The sequence below is a fragment of the Mesorhizobium sp. LMG 17147 genome (genome assembly GCF_024297145.1).
Lineage (GTDB): Bacteria > Pseudomonadota > Alphaproteobacteria > Rhizobiales > Rhizobiaceae > Mesorhizobium.
In genome coordinates, this window is sequence record NZ_JANCTC010000002.1 from 575683 (window position 1) to 590042 (window position 14360).

A 14360-nucleotide genomic window follows, 5' to 3' on the forward strand; every position below is an offset into this window, starting at 1 on the left:
TGGTTTTGCGCAAAATCCGACGGAAACCGCGGTACGGTTCCAAAGTGCGTCGCGTTTGAACGGGGCGCGCGCGCATTTTTTGTATGTCGTTATCGCACGACCGCTGCGCACTTTTGCGCGACATGCATTAGCTATCGGCAGGCCAAGCGTCCGAGAGACGCAGGCCCCACAAAATGAGCACGAAAGAGATGAGGCCGGTCGGCGCGGACGAATACGCCACACCTTTGATCACCGCTTCCTGAAAAGCGCCTCCGTGGAAGGCTCCGGCCGCTAACGGCATAGTCTCGTTGCCGGCCGCCCAGGCGCTGGCGATCACGTAGGCGGCCAGGATCGCCAAAGCCGAATAGATCAGCAGCCAGAATGCAATCCGCGACGTCGCCGCGCCGAGATTGAGCCTAGACCATGTGAGGCCTAGAGCCAGCAAGAGAACGCCCTCCAGGGCGCCGAGCGTGTGCGCGGACAGTCCGAGCCGCGGTGCGGCGAGATACGGTATTGCAAACCCTTCGAATGACGAAAACAGCAGCAGCGCGACGCCAATCTGCAGTAGCCGATGCCCCTGACGTGACAGCGTGTTTGATGCGTTCATGGTCGTTTTTCTCCCGGCGAATGGCCTCCAACCTCTTTGGCAGCAAGCTAGCGCTCGATGCCTGAACGGGAATAAGGGGAGCACGCTGCGCCGGACAAGCGACCCGTACGGGCTTTGTTGGCGGGCGCTGGCGAAGTGGTCAAACAGCGTCGCCGGTTCCGGGGATGAAGGCATCGAATGCCGCAAGCAACTGCTCGCGATAGAGGTCGGCTTCCTGGAGGATCTCATGGCGGGCGCCGTCGATCATCACTAGCGAGCCGACGCGCAGACGTCTCGCATAGGCTTCGACTGCCCTGGTCGAGACGACCTGGTCGGCGCCGGCGGCGATCATCAACAAGGGCACCTGGATCTTGGCCATGAAATCCGGGTCGCTGACGATCAAGGACGCCTCCGTGGCCGCCTTCAGCCAGCGGATCGTCGGTCCGCCGAGCGCCAGCTGCGGATAGGTTTCGTAGATCAGCGTATTGCGTCGATAGCGCGCCGGGTCGCTGGTCAGCTTGTTCATGGCGAAGGGCACCGATTCCTTCGGCCGCGGCCCCCATGCGGCATAGAGCCGGCCGAGGCCGAGAAGGCAGAACAGCGAACAGATGCGGCGAACGGTTTTTACCGAAACCGGCAGGTCGGGCACTGTGAAGAACGGTGCGATCAGCACCATGCGGCGCACGCGGTTCGCCATTGAGGGCGCGGCAAGCAGCGCAATCACCGCGCCAGCCGAATGGGCCAGTATGTAGTAGGGCCCTCGGCAATCGGGCAGCACGATCTCTTCGAAGAACTGCTCCAGATCACCGGTATAGTCGAAGAAGCTCTGGACGTGGCCGCGCTGTCGGTCGCCGATCATCCGGTCGGAAGCGCCCTGGCCGCGCCAGTCGAGGGTTGCCACGCCAAAGCCCCGGTCGGCAAGGTTGCGAATGGTCTCGAAATACTTCTCGATGCACTCGTTGCGGCCGGTCAGGACGACCACGGTGCCCTTCATGGGGCGGGCAACCGCGCCAAACAGCCCATAGCGGATCTTCTTGTCGTCGCGCGTGGTGAAGAAGCCACCGGCTGCGTTTTCCGGCAGCGGATTGCCCGGAGTTTCGTGGAAGACGGGGGTCTGGTGGAAAAGATCGGTCATACGGTGTTTGGTTGGTGTCGGTGCCGACGGGCGCAAGTCAGGCATAAACGCCCATGCACCAAAAGCAAAGGAATTCGGGACGCCGGGGAGGTCGACCGATGCAGCGAAGAAATAAGGCCGGAAGCAGCCTTGGGCGTACTTCCGGCCTCTGTCGACCCGGGAGGAAGGGACGTTGCACCCGGTTCGGCCTCGTCGTGTCGCCTTTTTCGCGACCTGTTCGTTATCTCGAGAACAGTTTAATGCCGCCTGGCTGAACGCTCGCCGAAGCCACGGTTCATCTGCCGTTCATCGGCATCGGGACGTCGGCCGAGACCAGTCCCGTTTGGACGCGGGAAAATCTTGAAATGCCGTCGTCCGCTTCCCAAATTTGTCATGCGGTCGCCAATGTCGGGGCCGCTGGCCCATCCGAAACGCTGTTACGGGTTTCGCACCGGCCATACGCAACCTTGTTGCTCAACAGGAGAACACATCATGCGTCACGTTGATTTTTCCCCGCTCTACCGTTCGACCGTCGGTTTCGACCGGCTGTTCACCATGCTCGATTCGCTTGCGCAGCCGGAAGGCCCGACGTATCCGCCTTACAACATCGAGCGCACGGGCGAGGATGCCTATCGCATCTCGATGGCTGTGGCCGGCTTCTCGGAAGATGAGATTTCGATCGAAGCTCACCGCAATGTGCTGACCGTCAAGGGTGAGCGCAAGGAGGAAGGCAATGGCGAAGGCTCCGAACTGCTCTATCGCGGTATCGCCAGCCGAGCCTTCGAGCGCCGCTTCCAGCTTGCCGATCACGTCGAGGTCGTCGGCGCTGCGCTGAAGAACGGGCTGCTCTCCGTCGACCTCAAGCGCAACATCCCCGAAGAGCTGAAGCCGCGCAAGATCGCGATCACCTCGGCTCCGGCCAAGGCCAAGCAGATCGAGGCCAAGACTGCCGCCTAAGCCAGGCAGCTAAGTTCTCCGGGGACGCCAACTCCCCCGGAAGAAAGGGCGGTGCAGCAATGCGCCGCTCTTTTTGCTGGGTAAGGCTTGCTATCCGGCGAGCAGGTAGCCGAAACGGTCGACCTCGTCGGGCGTGGTCGCGAAGCTGGTGACGAAGCGGTAGAGCGCTTCGTCCTCGCCGATGTGGCCGTCGTAGCCGAGCGGCCTGTGCCAGTCATGGAAGGCCGCGCCTGCCGCTTGCATGCTTTCGGCCTCGGCCTTTTTCATGACCGCGAAGACCTCGTTCGCCTGCGGCAGCCAGGCCAGCCGGGCGGAAGGGGAATCTTCTATCGCCGCGGCAAGCCGTGCCGCCATCGCATTGGCGTGCCGTGCCGTATCGAGCCATAGCCCACCCCTGAAATAAGCATCGAATTGCGCGGCGATGAAACGCGATTTCGAGAACAGCTGGGCCGCGCGCTTGCGCAAAAAGGCCAATTCCTTGGCTCGCTCGAGGTCGAACAGCACGATCGCCTCGGCGCACCAACAGCCATTCTTGGTGCCGCCGAAGGAGAGGATGTCGATACCGTGCTTCCAGGTCATTTCGGCCGGCGTCGTTTCCAGCGCGACGAGCGCATTGGCAAAGCGGGCCCCGTCCATGTGCAGCGGCAGTCCATGCTGCTTTGCGATCGCCGAAATCCTGGCGATTTCGTTCAGCGTGTAGACGGTTCCGACCTCGGTCGACTGAGTGATCGAAACGGCAACCGGCCGCCCGGAATGGACGTTTTCGGGTGCGAAACGGTCCACCGCCCGTTCCAGATTGCCGGCATCGATTTTGCCGAGCGCGCCTTCGACTGTATAAAGCCGCGAACCGCCGGTGAAATATTCCGGTGCACCGCATTCGTCCTCGATGACGTGCGATTCGCGATGGCAGAAGGAAATGCCGCCTGGCTTGTTATAGGTAGTCAGCGACAGCGAATTGGCAGCGGTGCCGGTGGCGACGAAAAACACCGCGACTTCGCATTCGAAGATCTCATTGAAGCGCTGGTAAACTGCCTTGTCGAGGACGCCGTCGCCATAAGCGGTGGAGAAGCCCTCGGCATGGGCCGAGAGGCCGGCAGCGATACGGGGATGGGCGCCTGCCCAATTGTCGGAAGCGAAAATCATGCGTCTGCCTATGCTGGGGAAATCGGGGCGAGCTTGGCCGCTTTCGCATGCCGGCCGCAAGGGGCAGACACCGAAAATCCGCTAAAGCCAGCGAAACGCATGAGCGTACATGCAGCGACGAAAGGTTACGCTGATATCGCGTTCCGCGCAATTTTCTGTCGCGAAAGCTTCAAGAATTTTGTGAATCGGTCTTGTGTGCATCCAAAATTTCTGTCATAAAAATTTAGGACAGTAGTGCTGTCTTATTTTGTCGCACAAAACTGGCCGCATTGGCATTATGATTGCGCCTCTGCGGCCATTGTCGCGAGCGACAGCTAGACAGCCTGGCTCTGGCCTGTACGAATACCATATGCGAACGATGCGGAAAGCCGCACGGTCGGCAAGAATTTCGCAAGACGTGCCGCAAGATTGAAAGGGGAGCCACGCGCTTCCCGACGGAAACCAGCGCCCGAAGGGGACGGAACGGAGGACAGGACGATGACGGACATGACGCCATCTGCGACGAAGGCCGCGCAGACGAAAGCGGCAGCCGTCAAAAATCCGTCTCTGACCAATATTCGGCGAACCAACACCGGCTATGCCGCGCCCGGCCTCTACGATCCGCGCAACGAGCATGATGCCTGCGGCGTCGGCTTCATCGTCAACATGAAGGGCGTGAAGTCGCACCAGATCGTCGAGGACGGCCTTGCCGTGCTCGAAAACCTGACGCATCGCGGCGCGGTCGGCGCCGATCCGCTGATGGGCGACGGCGCCGGCGTGCTGGTGCAACTGCCGGACCGCTTCTTCCGCGAGGAGATGGCCAAGCAAGGGGTCGAACTGCCGAAGCCCGGCCACTATGCCGTCGGCCAGGTGTTCATGCCGCGCGACCCGGAGCTGCAGGCGCATATCGAAGGCATCATCGCCGAGGTGGCACAACTCGAGGGCCAGCCGCTGCTCGGCTTTCGCAACGTGCCGGTCGACAATTCGTCGCTGTCCAAGGCGCCCGACATCGCCGCTTCCGAGCCGGTGCACCGGCAGGTGTTCCTGGGCCGCGGCGCCGAGATCGAGAACGACGACGATTACGAGCGGCGGCTCTACATCCTGCGCAAGGTCATTTCCGGCCGTATCCACGAGGAGACCAAAGGCGTCGACAACGGCTTCTATGTCGTCTCGATGTCGTCGCGGACCATCGTCTACAAGGGCATGTTCCTGGCCTATCAGGTCGGAGCCTACTACAAGGACCTCACCGACCCGCGCTTCGAGACGGCGCTGATCCTGGTCCACCAACGCTTCTCGACCAACACGTTCCCGTCGTGGAAGCTGGCGCATCCCTACCGCATGGTCGCCCACAATGGCGAGATCAACACGTTGCGCGGCAACGTCAACTGGATGGCGGCGCGCCAAGCTTCGGTCGATTCCGAACTGTTCGGCAACGACATCTCGAAACTGTGGCCGATCTCCTACGAAGGGCAGTCGGACACCGCCTGCTTCGACAATGCGCTCGAATTCCTGACGCAGGGCGGCTATTCGCTCGCCCACGCCATGATGATGCTGATCCCGGAAGCCTGGGCCGGCAACAAGCTGATGGGTCAGGACCGCAAAGCCTTCTATGAGTATCACGCAGCCCTGATGGAGCCGTGGGACGGGCCGGCGGCGGTTGCCTTCACCGACGGCCGCCAGATCGGTGCCACGCTCGACCGCAACGGGCTGCGGCCGGCGCGCTACATCGTTACCGATGACGACCGCGTCATCATGGCCTCGGAAGCCGGCGTGCTGCCGGTGCCGGAGGAAAGGATCGTCAAGAAGTGGCGGCTGCAGCCCGGCCGCATGCTGCTGATCGACCTGGACAAGGGCCGCATCGTTTCCGACGAGGAGATCAAGTCGGAGATCGCGACCAGGCACCCCTACAAGAGCTGGCTCGCCAACACCCAGCTCATCCTCGAAGATTTGAAGCCGGTCGAGCCGCGCGCCCTGCGCAGGGACGTCAGCCTGCTCGACCGCCAGCAGGCGTTCGGCTACACCCAGGAAGACACCAAGCTGCTGATGTCGCCGATGGCGACCACCGGCCAGGAAGCAGTCGGCTCGATGGGCACCGACACGCCGATTTCGGCGATGTCGGACAGATCGAAGCTGCTCTACACCTATTTCAAGCAGAATTTCGCCCAGGTCACCAACCCGCCGATCGACCCGATCCGCGAGGAACTGGTGATGAGCCTGGTGTCCTTCATCGGGCCGCGGCCCAACATCTTCGACCTGGTCGGCAATTCGCGCCGCAAGCGGCTCGAAGTGCGCCAGCCAATCCTGACCAATGGCGATCTCGAAAAGATCCGCTCCATCGGTCACACCGAGGACCGTTTCGACACCAAGACGATCGACATCACCTATGCTTCGAATGAAGGCGCGGCCGGCATGCAGGGTGCTATAGACCGGCTATGCGAGCGCGCCGAGGCGGCGGTCGCCGGCGGCTACAACATCATCATACTGTCGGACCGTCAGCTCGGCCCGGACCGCATCGCCATTCCGGCGCTGCTGGCAACGGCGGCCGTGCATCATCATTTGATCCGCAAGGGATTGCGCACCTCGGTTGGGCTCGTCGTGGAATCCGGCGAGCCGCGCGAGGTGCATCATTTCTGCTGTCTCGCCGGCTACGGCGCCGAGGCGATCAATCCCTATCTCGCTTTCGACACGCTGCTCGACATGCACAAGCGTGGCGAATTGCCGGCGGAGGTCGATGCCTACGAGGTCGTCTCCCGCTACATCAAGTCGATTGGCAAGGGCATCCTGAAGGTGATGTCCAAGATGGGCATCTCGACTTATCAGTCCTATTGCGGCGCGCAGATCTTCGATGCCATCGGGCTGAAGTCGGAGTTCGTGCACAAATACTTCACCGGTACGGCGACGCTGATCGAAGGCGTCGGGCTGGACGAGATCGCCGCCGAAACGGTCAGCCGTCACACCGACGGCTTCGGCAACGACCCGGTCCTGCGCAACAGCCTCGAGGTCGGCGGCGAATACATGTTCCGCATGCGCGGCGAGGCCCATATCTGGTCGCCCGACGCAGTGGCGACCTTGCAGCACGCTGTGCGCCAGGGTTCGTGGGAGACGTTCAAGGACTATTCCGCCCAGATCGACAGCGAGACGGCGCAGGCGCAGACCATTCGCGGCATGTTCAAGATCAAGCTTGCGCAAGAGACCGGGCGCAAGAAGGTCGAACTCGACGAGGTGATGCCGGCGGCCGATATCGTCAAGCGCTTCTCGACCGGGGCGATGTCCTTCGGCTCGATCTCCAGGGAAGCGCATACGACGCTGGCGCGCGCCATGAACGCCATCGGCGGCAAGTCGAATACCGGCGAGGGCGGCGAAGAGGCCGACCGCTATCTGCCACTACCGGGCGGCGGCAAGAACCCCGAACGCTCGGCGATCAAGCAGGTCGCTTCGGGGCGCTTTGGCGTCACTGCCGAATATCTGGTCAATTCCGACATGATGCAGATCAAGGTCGCGCAAGGGGCAAAGCCCGGCGAGGGCGGCCAGCTGCCGGGCCACAAGGTCGACGCAACCATAGCCAAGGTCAGGCATTCGACGCCGGGCGTCGGCCTGATCTCGCCGCCGCCGCATCATGACATCTATTCGATCGAGGATCTGGCGCAGCTCATCTACGACCTGAAGAACGTCAATCCGGCGGCCGACGTATCGGTCAAGCTGGTCTCGGAAGTCGGCGTCGGCACGGTTGCGGCCGGCGTCGCCAAGGCGCGTGCCGACCACATCACCATATCAGGCTATGACGGCGGCACCGGCGCTTCGCCGCTGACCTCGCTCAAGCATGCCGGCAGCCCGTGGGAGATGGGCCTTGCCGAGACGCACCAGACGCTGGTGCTCAACGGCCTCAGGTCGCGCGTCGCGCTGCAGGTCGATGGCGGCCTGCGCACAGGGCGTGACGTCATCATCGGCGCGCTGCTCGGCGCCGACGAGTTCGGCTTCTCGACCGCGCCACTGATCGCGGCCGGCTGCATCATGATGCGCAAGTGCCATCTCAACACCTGCCCGGTCGGCGTCGCGACGCAGGACCCGGTGCTGCGCAAGCGCTTCAAGGGCACGCCCGAGCACGTCATCAACTTCTTCTTCTATGTGGCGGAAGAGGTGCGGGCGCTGCTTGCCGAGATGGGCTACACCCATCTCGACCAGATCATCGGCGACACCGACCTTCTGGAAAAGCGCGAGCTGATCCAGCACTGGAAGGCGCGCGGACTCGACTTCAGCAAGATGTTCTACAAGCCCGATGCGCCACACGAGGCGGTGCACTGGACCGAGCGGCAGAAGCATCCGATCGACGACGTGCTCGATCGCAAGCTGATCGAACTGGCAAAGCCGGCGCTTGAAGCCAGGCAGCCGGTCGGCATCGAACTGCCGATCCGCAACGTCGACCGTTCGACCGGCGCCATGCTGTCGGGCGAGGTGGCAAAGCGCTTCAAGCACAAGGGCCTGCGCGAGGACACGATCTCGGTGAAGCTCACCGGCACGGCCGGCCAATCCTTTGGGGCCTTTCTGGCGCGCGGGATTTCGTTCGAACTGGTGGGCGCTGCCAATGACTATGTCGGCAAGGGTCTGTCGGGCGGCCGCATCGTCATCCGCCCGCCGGAGAACACGAAAATCGTTGCTGCCGAGTCCATTATTGTCGGCAATACCGTGCTCTACGGCGCAACCGAGGGCGAGGCCTATTTCTGCGGCGTTGCCGGAGAGCGTTTTGCCGTGCGCAATTCGGGTGTCGCCGCGGTCGTTGAAGGCGTCGGCGACCACGGTTGCGAATACATGACCGGCGGTATCGTCGTCGTCATCGGCCAGACCGGCCGCAACTTCGCCGCCGGCATGTCGGGCGGCGTCGCCTATGTGCTCGACGAGGCGGGCGATTTCGCCGAACGCTGCAACATGGCGATGGTCGAGCTGGAGCCGGTTCCGGAAGAGGACGACCTGATGGAAAAGCTGCTCCACCATGGCGGCGATCTCGACCATAAGGGCCGTGTCGACGTATCGGGCGATATGACCAGCCACGACGAGGAGCGGCTCTATCAGCTGATCTCCAACCACGTCCACTACACGGGCTCGGTACGAGGTCGCGAAATCCTCGACGATTGGGCGACTTTCCGGCCGAAATTCCGGAAGATCATGCCGGTCGAATACCGCCGCGCGCTGATCGAGATGGAGCGGATGCGCATGAACGTGGCGGCGGAATAGATTTGGAAATTGCCAGGAGGCCGTGCGTCCCGGCAACCATCTTCATCAACAATCCTGACCTCGGACTGAAGGTTGCCATGGCTGCCTTATGAGGTTAACGGGTGCGTCGCCAGGCGTGCCTTCCGGACAGCAGGGACTGGACTATGGGCAAGGTAACAGGGTTTCTCGAGATCGACCGGCAGGTGCACAAGTACCAGCCGGCTTCCGACCGCATCCGGCATTTCCGCGAGTTCACGCTGCCGATGTCGGACAAGGAGGTCGAGAAACAGGCCGCGCGCTGCATGGATTGCGGCATTCCGTATTGCCATGGACCGACCGGCTGCCCGATCCACAACCAGATCCCCGACTGGAACGACCTCGTCTACAATGGCGACTGGGAAAATGCGATCCGCAACCTGCATTCCACCAACAATTTTCCGGAATTTACCGGCCGCATCTGCCCCGCACCTTGCGAGGAAGCCTGCACGCTGAACCTCGAGGATATTCCGGTCGCCATCAAGACGATCGAGCAGGCGATTGCCGACAAAGCCTATGAAACCGGCCATATCCGGCCCTATCCGCCGGAACGGAAGACCGGCAAGCGCGTCGCGATCATCGGCTCGGGGCCGGCGGGAATGGCGGCTGCCCAGCAACTCGGCCGCGCCGGCCATGATGTTCATGTCTATGAGCGCGAGAGCCGGCCGGGCGGGCTGATGCGCTACGGTATCCCCGACTTCAAGATCGAGAAGCATTATATCGACCGGCGCATCGAGCAGATGCAGGGCGAGGGTGTCAGCTTCCATTGTGGCGTCAATGTCGGCGTCGACAAGCCGGTCGCCGAACTGCTTGCCGAATATGACGCGGTCCTCTATTGCGGCGGTTCCGAAACACCGCGTCCGGCCAACATCCCTGGCGACGATCTCGACGGCGTGCACGACGCGATGCCGTATCTGGTTCAGCAGAACAAGCGGATCGGCGGCGAGCCGATCCAGTCGGTGGCATGGCCGTCGCGCCCGATCGTCGCCGGCGGCCAGCACGTCGTCGTCGTCGGCGGCGGCGACACTGCCTCCGACTGCGTCGGTACCGCCTTCCGCCAGGGCGCGGTGCGCGTCACCCAGCTCGACATCCGGCCGCAGCCGCCGGAAAAGGAGGACAAGCTGTCGGTCTGGCCCTACTGGGCGACCAAGATGCGCACGTCATCCTCGCAGGCCGAAGGCGCCGAGCGCGAATTCCAGGTGGCGACGCTTGAATTCATCGGCGAAGACGGCCAGCTGACCGGGGTAAAATGCTGCGAAGTCGACGAAAAGCGCAAGCCGATCGCGGGCACGGAATTCGTCATCCGCGCCGATCTCGCGTTCATCGCCATCGGCTTTGCCGGGCCAGCCGCTCGCGGGCCGGTCTCGGAACTCGACGGGCAGATGAAGATCGTCACCGACAGCCGCCGCTCGAAGAATGTCGAGGCCAATGACCGGGACTACAGGACCAGCGTCGAAAAGCTCTATGCGGCGGGCGACGTGCGGCGCGGCCAGTCGCTGGTCGTCTGGGCGATCCGCGAGGGCCGCCAGGCGGCGCGTGCAATCGACGAGGCGCTGATGGGATCGAGCGTGCTGCCGCGCTGAGCCTGTTCCGAAACTCTCCAGAAAGAGGCGCCAGCTTTACTGCCGGATCGCCGTCGTCGTATCGGATGCGGCCGCCGTCGCAGGCTGTGTCTTGGGCGGCCAGGAGAAATCGTCAGCGCGGCCCGGTGAGGCGTCGGGCGCCTTGCCCTCGACGATCAGCCTTTCGCCCGGCAAATTCTTGTCAGCTTTTGCCGGCGGGGCGGCGCCGAGAAGTTCCGAACCGCCGTCCAGCGCCGGATCGCTGAGCAGCATCGGCACGGTGCGATCGACAGCTATCGGCGCGGCAGCAGGTGCCGGCGCCTCGACGGGAGCGCCGGCCGGGGCAGAAGCCGTCACCACGCTTCCCGGCGCGGCCAGCCCCAGGATCTTCATCAGCGGCTTTTCGGTATAGAAGGCGAGCTTGCGCTTGCCGGCCTTCGACATGTTGATGCCGTCGTCGGAGCGCAGGCGCACCGATTGGCCGTTGATGTCCGGTCCGCTGGTGATGAAGGCGCCGTTCTCGTCGACAAACCCGTCCCAGACGTCGACGAATTCGCCGCCGTGGCTTTCGGCGGACGAGCGGAAGATATCGTTGAAGGCCAGCATGTCGGAAGTCATTTTCGAGACCCGGAAGGCCGGCATGCCAACCCACAAATACGGCACCTTGGTTGCGGCGATGGCCTTGCCGAACGCATCGGTCCGGCGCTCGTATTCCTTGGTCCAGTTCTCGGATCGCGGCTGCTCGCGCACATCGCCGACGCGCATCTGCTGCCGGTCGTTGGATCCGAGCATGACGACGACGGCTGCCGGTTTTTCGGCAGCGATCAGCGACTTGACCTGTTCTGGCCAGTTGTAGACATCGTCACGCACGAAGCCGGACGATCCGTTGGCACGGACGACGATCCTGACGCCGGTGTTTTCGGCAAAGGCGGCGTCGAGCCCTTCAGCCAGCCCAGACGCCATGAAATCGCCGACTACCAGAACGACGCGTGCATCCGGCGCCTTCTCGGTCACCGGGGTTGTTGGCTCGGCCGGCGGCGGCCGGCGAACTGACCGGGGCTTTCTCAGCTTGGGCCTAGGCTTTGTTCTTTGGAATTCTCTCTGGAATTCGGGCGGCGGCTGCTCAAACCGCTCGCTTCTGCGCGGAAACAACAGGTCGCGCAGCGACCAGCCACGACTTTCCGGCTCCTGCGCCATGGCCGAGGTATGAAAGGCACAGGGGGCGCAGACTGCCAGAACGGCGATCGCCAGAACCAGAATCGGCACGCGACGAACAATTAACCGGATGCGCGCAGCCGAAACCAATCACCCTCTCCATCCCGTAACCGGCTCTAGTTCTGCCTGAGCCATTTGAGCACTTCCTTGCTCGGATACCCGTCCTGGGTCAAGCCGGCCTTTGCCTGGAAGGCCATGATGGCGGTTTTCGATCCGTCACCGATCTTGCCGTCGAACTTGCCGTCGTAAAAGCCGTGCTCGGAAAGTCGCTTCTGAAGCTCCTGCCTTTCCTCGAAGGAGAGCTTGGTAAACGGTCGCTTCCAGTCCTGCACAAGCCCGCCATAGCCGGCGATTTCGTCGGCAAGAAGGCCCACGGCGAGCGCATATTTGTCGGCATTGTTGTAACGCTTGATGACCGAGAAATTCGTGATCATCAGGAAAGCCGGCCCGCCGCGGCCGCCGGGCAGCTTCAACGTCGCCTTGTCGGCACCGTTCTTGAACGGCTTACCGTTGGCACGGGTCACGCCCAGCGCCTGCCATTGCGACAGCGACTTCGAGCCTCCGGGCAGCTTCTTGCCGTCCGGAAGGCTGACTTCATAACCCCAGGTCTTGCCTGCCTGCCAGCCGTTCTTCCGCAGCAAATTGGCGGCTGTCGCCAGTGCGTCGGGAATCGAATTCCAGATGTCGCGCTTGCCGTTGCCGTCCATATCGACCGCATAGGACAGGTAGCTGGTAGGGATGAACTGGGTATGGCCCATCGCGCCGGCCCATGAGCCGCTGAGATGGCTTTCGTCGATGTCGCCGGTCTGCAGGATCTTCAGCGCCGCGATCAGCTGGGTGCGGGCAAATTTCGCTCGCTTGGGGTCGGCATAACCAAGCGTCGCCAGCGAGCGCACGACATTGCGCATGATATCATCGCGCTTGAGGGTTTCGCCGTAGTTCGATTCCATCGACCAGATGGCCAGCAGGATGTAGCGGTCGACGCCGTATCTTGCCTCGATCCTGTCCAGCCAAGGCTTCCATTTCCTTGCCATTTGCTGGCCGACGGCGACCGACTGGTCATGGACGCGGTTGTCGAAATAATCCCAGGCGGGTGCGGTGAATTCGGGCTGAGTACGAGCCTTTTCCAGCACCACCGGGTCAGCATCGTTGATGCCCTTGAATGCCTGGTCGTAGACGGAGCCGGAAACGCCGCTCGCCACGGCGGTAGCACGGAAGCTGGCGACCCATTGGCGGAAGCCGGCATCGGCAAAAGCCGGCCCGCTGGGCATGAGCAAAGCAAGCGAGAGGCTGGCGGCCGTCAGGACGCTGGTGAAGCGCCTTGCGGCGTTGCGAACGGACATCTTTTCCTCCTTCTTCATCTCAGGAAGACTATTCATCGCCGAACCCGGTTAGCATTTGGTTTACCATAGGTGCCGTGCGGGGTGAAAAGATGCGTCAATGCTTTACCAGCTGAGATTTATGACCCGCCGTTCAGTAATCCTCGATTTCGGCATGAAAATGTCTCGAATCGGGATTGCCGAACAGGCATGCAAATGGATAATTGGCACATGAAGAGAGTTCGCAAGGCAGTGTTCCCGGTTGCCGGTCTCGGCACGCGCTTTCTCCCTGCTACCAAGGCCATTCCCAAGGAAATGCTGACGGTCGTCGACAGGCCGGTCATCCAGTATGTGGTCGATGAGGCGCGCGATGCCGGGATCGAGCATTTCATCTTCGTGACCGGCCGCAACAAGGCGGTCATCGAGGATCACTTCGATGTCCAGTTCGAGCTCTACGACACGCTTGCGCAGCGCGGCAAGGACGACCAGCTCGCCCGCCTGCAGCGGCTGCAGCCGGCGCCGGGGCAGACCAGCTTCACCCGCCAGCAGGTACCACTCGGCCTTGGTCACGCCGTCTGGTGCGCGCGCGAGCTTGTCGGCGACGAGCCCTTCGCGCTGCTGTTACCCGACATGATCATGCAGTCGGAAAAAAGCTGCATGAAGGATATGGTCGAGCTTTACGCCGAGACCGGCAACAACATCGTCGCCGTGCAGGAATGCGATCCGGCCGAGGCGCACAAATACGGCATTGTCGGCCGCGGCGAGGACGCGCATCACGGTTTCCGCATCACCGGCATGGTGGAGAAGCCGAAGACCGGCACGGCGCCGTCGAACCTCTACATCAACGGGCGCTACATCCTGCAGCCTGAGATATTTAAGATACTCGAAGGCCAGGAAAAAGGCGCCGGCAACGAGATACAGCTCACCGATGCAATGCTGAAGCTGCAGAAACAACAGCCCTTCTACGGCTATCATTATCGGGGGCGCACGTTCGACTGCGGCTCGCCCGAAGGCTTCGTCGAGGCCAACGTTGCCTTCGCGCTGTGGCGCAGCGACATGAATGGAAGCATGGCCGGTGTCATTCGCACACTTCTCGACGAACTCGCGCCGTCAGAGCGCCGCGGCGGCCTAGCCTTATAGTGTCAGCACCGGTTGCCGCGCTGGTCGGCGAAAGCGCGCCGCGTTCGACGGGCCTCATGCGACGCACCTAGGTTCTTGTTTTTATGCAAGTCGTTATCGCAAAACCGCTGCACACCTTTGCG

9 protein-coding genes are annotated in these 14360 nt (G+C 62.5%); 4 read left to right on the plus strand and 5 right to left on the minus strand.

From position 1 onward, the window contains the following. Positions 1-127: 127 nt before the first annotated feature. Both NMG46_RS06745 and NMG46_RS06750 read right to left on the minus strand, forming a co-directional pair. Positions 128-586 carry a hypothetical protein gene (locus NMG46_RS06745; RefSeq protein ID WP_254816917.1) on the minus strand — a complete coding sequence of 153 codons (459 nt, stop codon included), beginning with the start codon at positions 584-586 and terminating at the stop codon, positions 128-130. 139 nt (positions 587-725) lie between these two features. Beyond that, positions 726-1700, minus strand: a complete 975-nt coding sequence (locus NMG46_RS06750) for an alpha/beta fold hydrolase (protein ID WP_254816918.1) — start codon at positions 1698-1700, stop codon at positions 726-728. Between the two features lie 471 nt (positions 1701-2171). Between NMG46_RS06750 and NMG46_RS06755 the strand changes: the two genes are divergently transcribed. Then, positions 2172-2636 carry an Hsp20 family protein gene (locus tag NMG46_RS06755; RefSeq protein WP_254816919.1) on the plus strand — a complete coding sequence of 155 codons (465 nt, stop codon included), beginning with the start codon at positions 2172-2174 and terminating at the stop codon, positions 2634-2636. A gap of 90 nt (positions 2637-2726) precedes the next feature. On the opposite strand, the gene NMG46_RS06760 is transcribed toward NMG46_RS06755, so the two are convergent. Continuing rightward, positions 2727-3779 (minus strand): low specificity L-threonine aldolase, encoded by a 1053-nt coding sequence (locus NMG46_RS06760; protein WP_254816920.1) that lies wholly within the window; start codon positions 3777-3779, stop codon positions 2727-2729. Positions 3780-4256: 477 nt separating this feature from the next. On the opposite strand from NMG46_RS06760, the gene gltB reads away from it, so the two are divergent. Beyond that, positions 4257-8987 carry a glutamate synthase large subunit gene (gltB, locus tag NMG46_RS06765; protein ID WP_254816921.1) on the plus strand — a complete coding sequence of 1577 codons (4731 nt, stop codon included), beginning with the start codon at positions 4257-4259 and terminating at the stop codon, positions 8985-8987. Between the two features lie 143 nt (positions 8988-9130). Next, complete coding sequence (locus NMG46_RS06770; protein WP_254816922.1) at positions 9131-10585, plus strand: glutamate synthase subunit beta; 1455 nt, start codon at positions 9131-9133, stop codon at positions 10583-10585. Between the two features lie 36 nt (positions 10586-10621). On the opposite strand, the gene NMG46_RS06775 is transcribed toward NMG46_RS06770, so the two are convergent. Next, positions 10622-11869 (minus strand): DUF459 domain-containing protein, encoded by a 1248-nt coding sequence (locus NMG46_RS06775; protein WP_254816923.1) that lies wholly within the window; start codon positions 11867-11869, stop codon positions 10622-10624. 26 nt (positions 11870-11895) lie between these two features. Beyond that, entirely contained in the window at positions 11896-13122 is a 1227-nt protein-coding gene (locus tag NMG46_RS06780) for a lytic murein transglycosylase (RefSeq protein WP_254816924.1), read from the minus strand. 207 nt (positions 13123-13329) lie between these two features. Here NMG46_RS06780 and galU point away from each other — a divergent pair, with 207 nt between their 5' ends. After that, the gene (galU, locus tag NMG46_RS06785) at positions 13330-14238 is read left to right on the plus strand and encodes a UTP--glucose-1-phosphate uridylyltransferase GalU (protein WP_254816925.1); all 909 of its coding nucleotides are present in this window, start codon (positions 13330-13332) and stop codon (positions 14236-14238) included. The last annotated feature ends 122 nt before the right edge of the window (positions 14239-14360 follow it).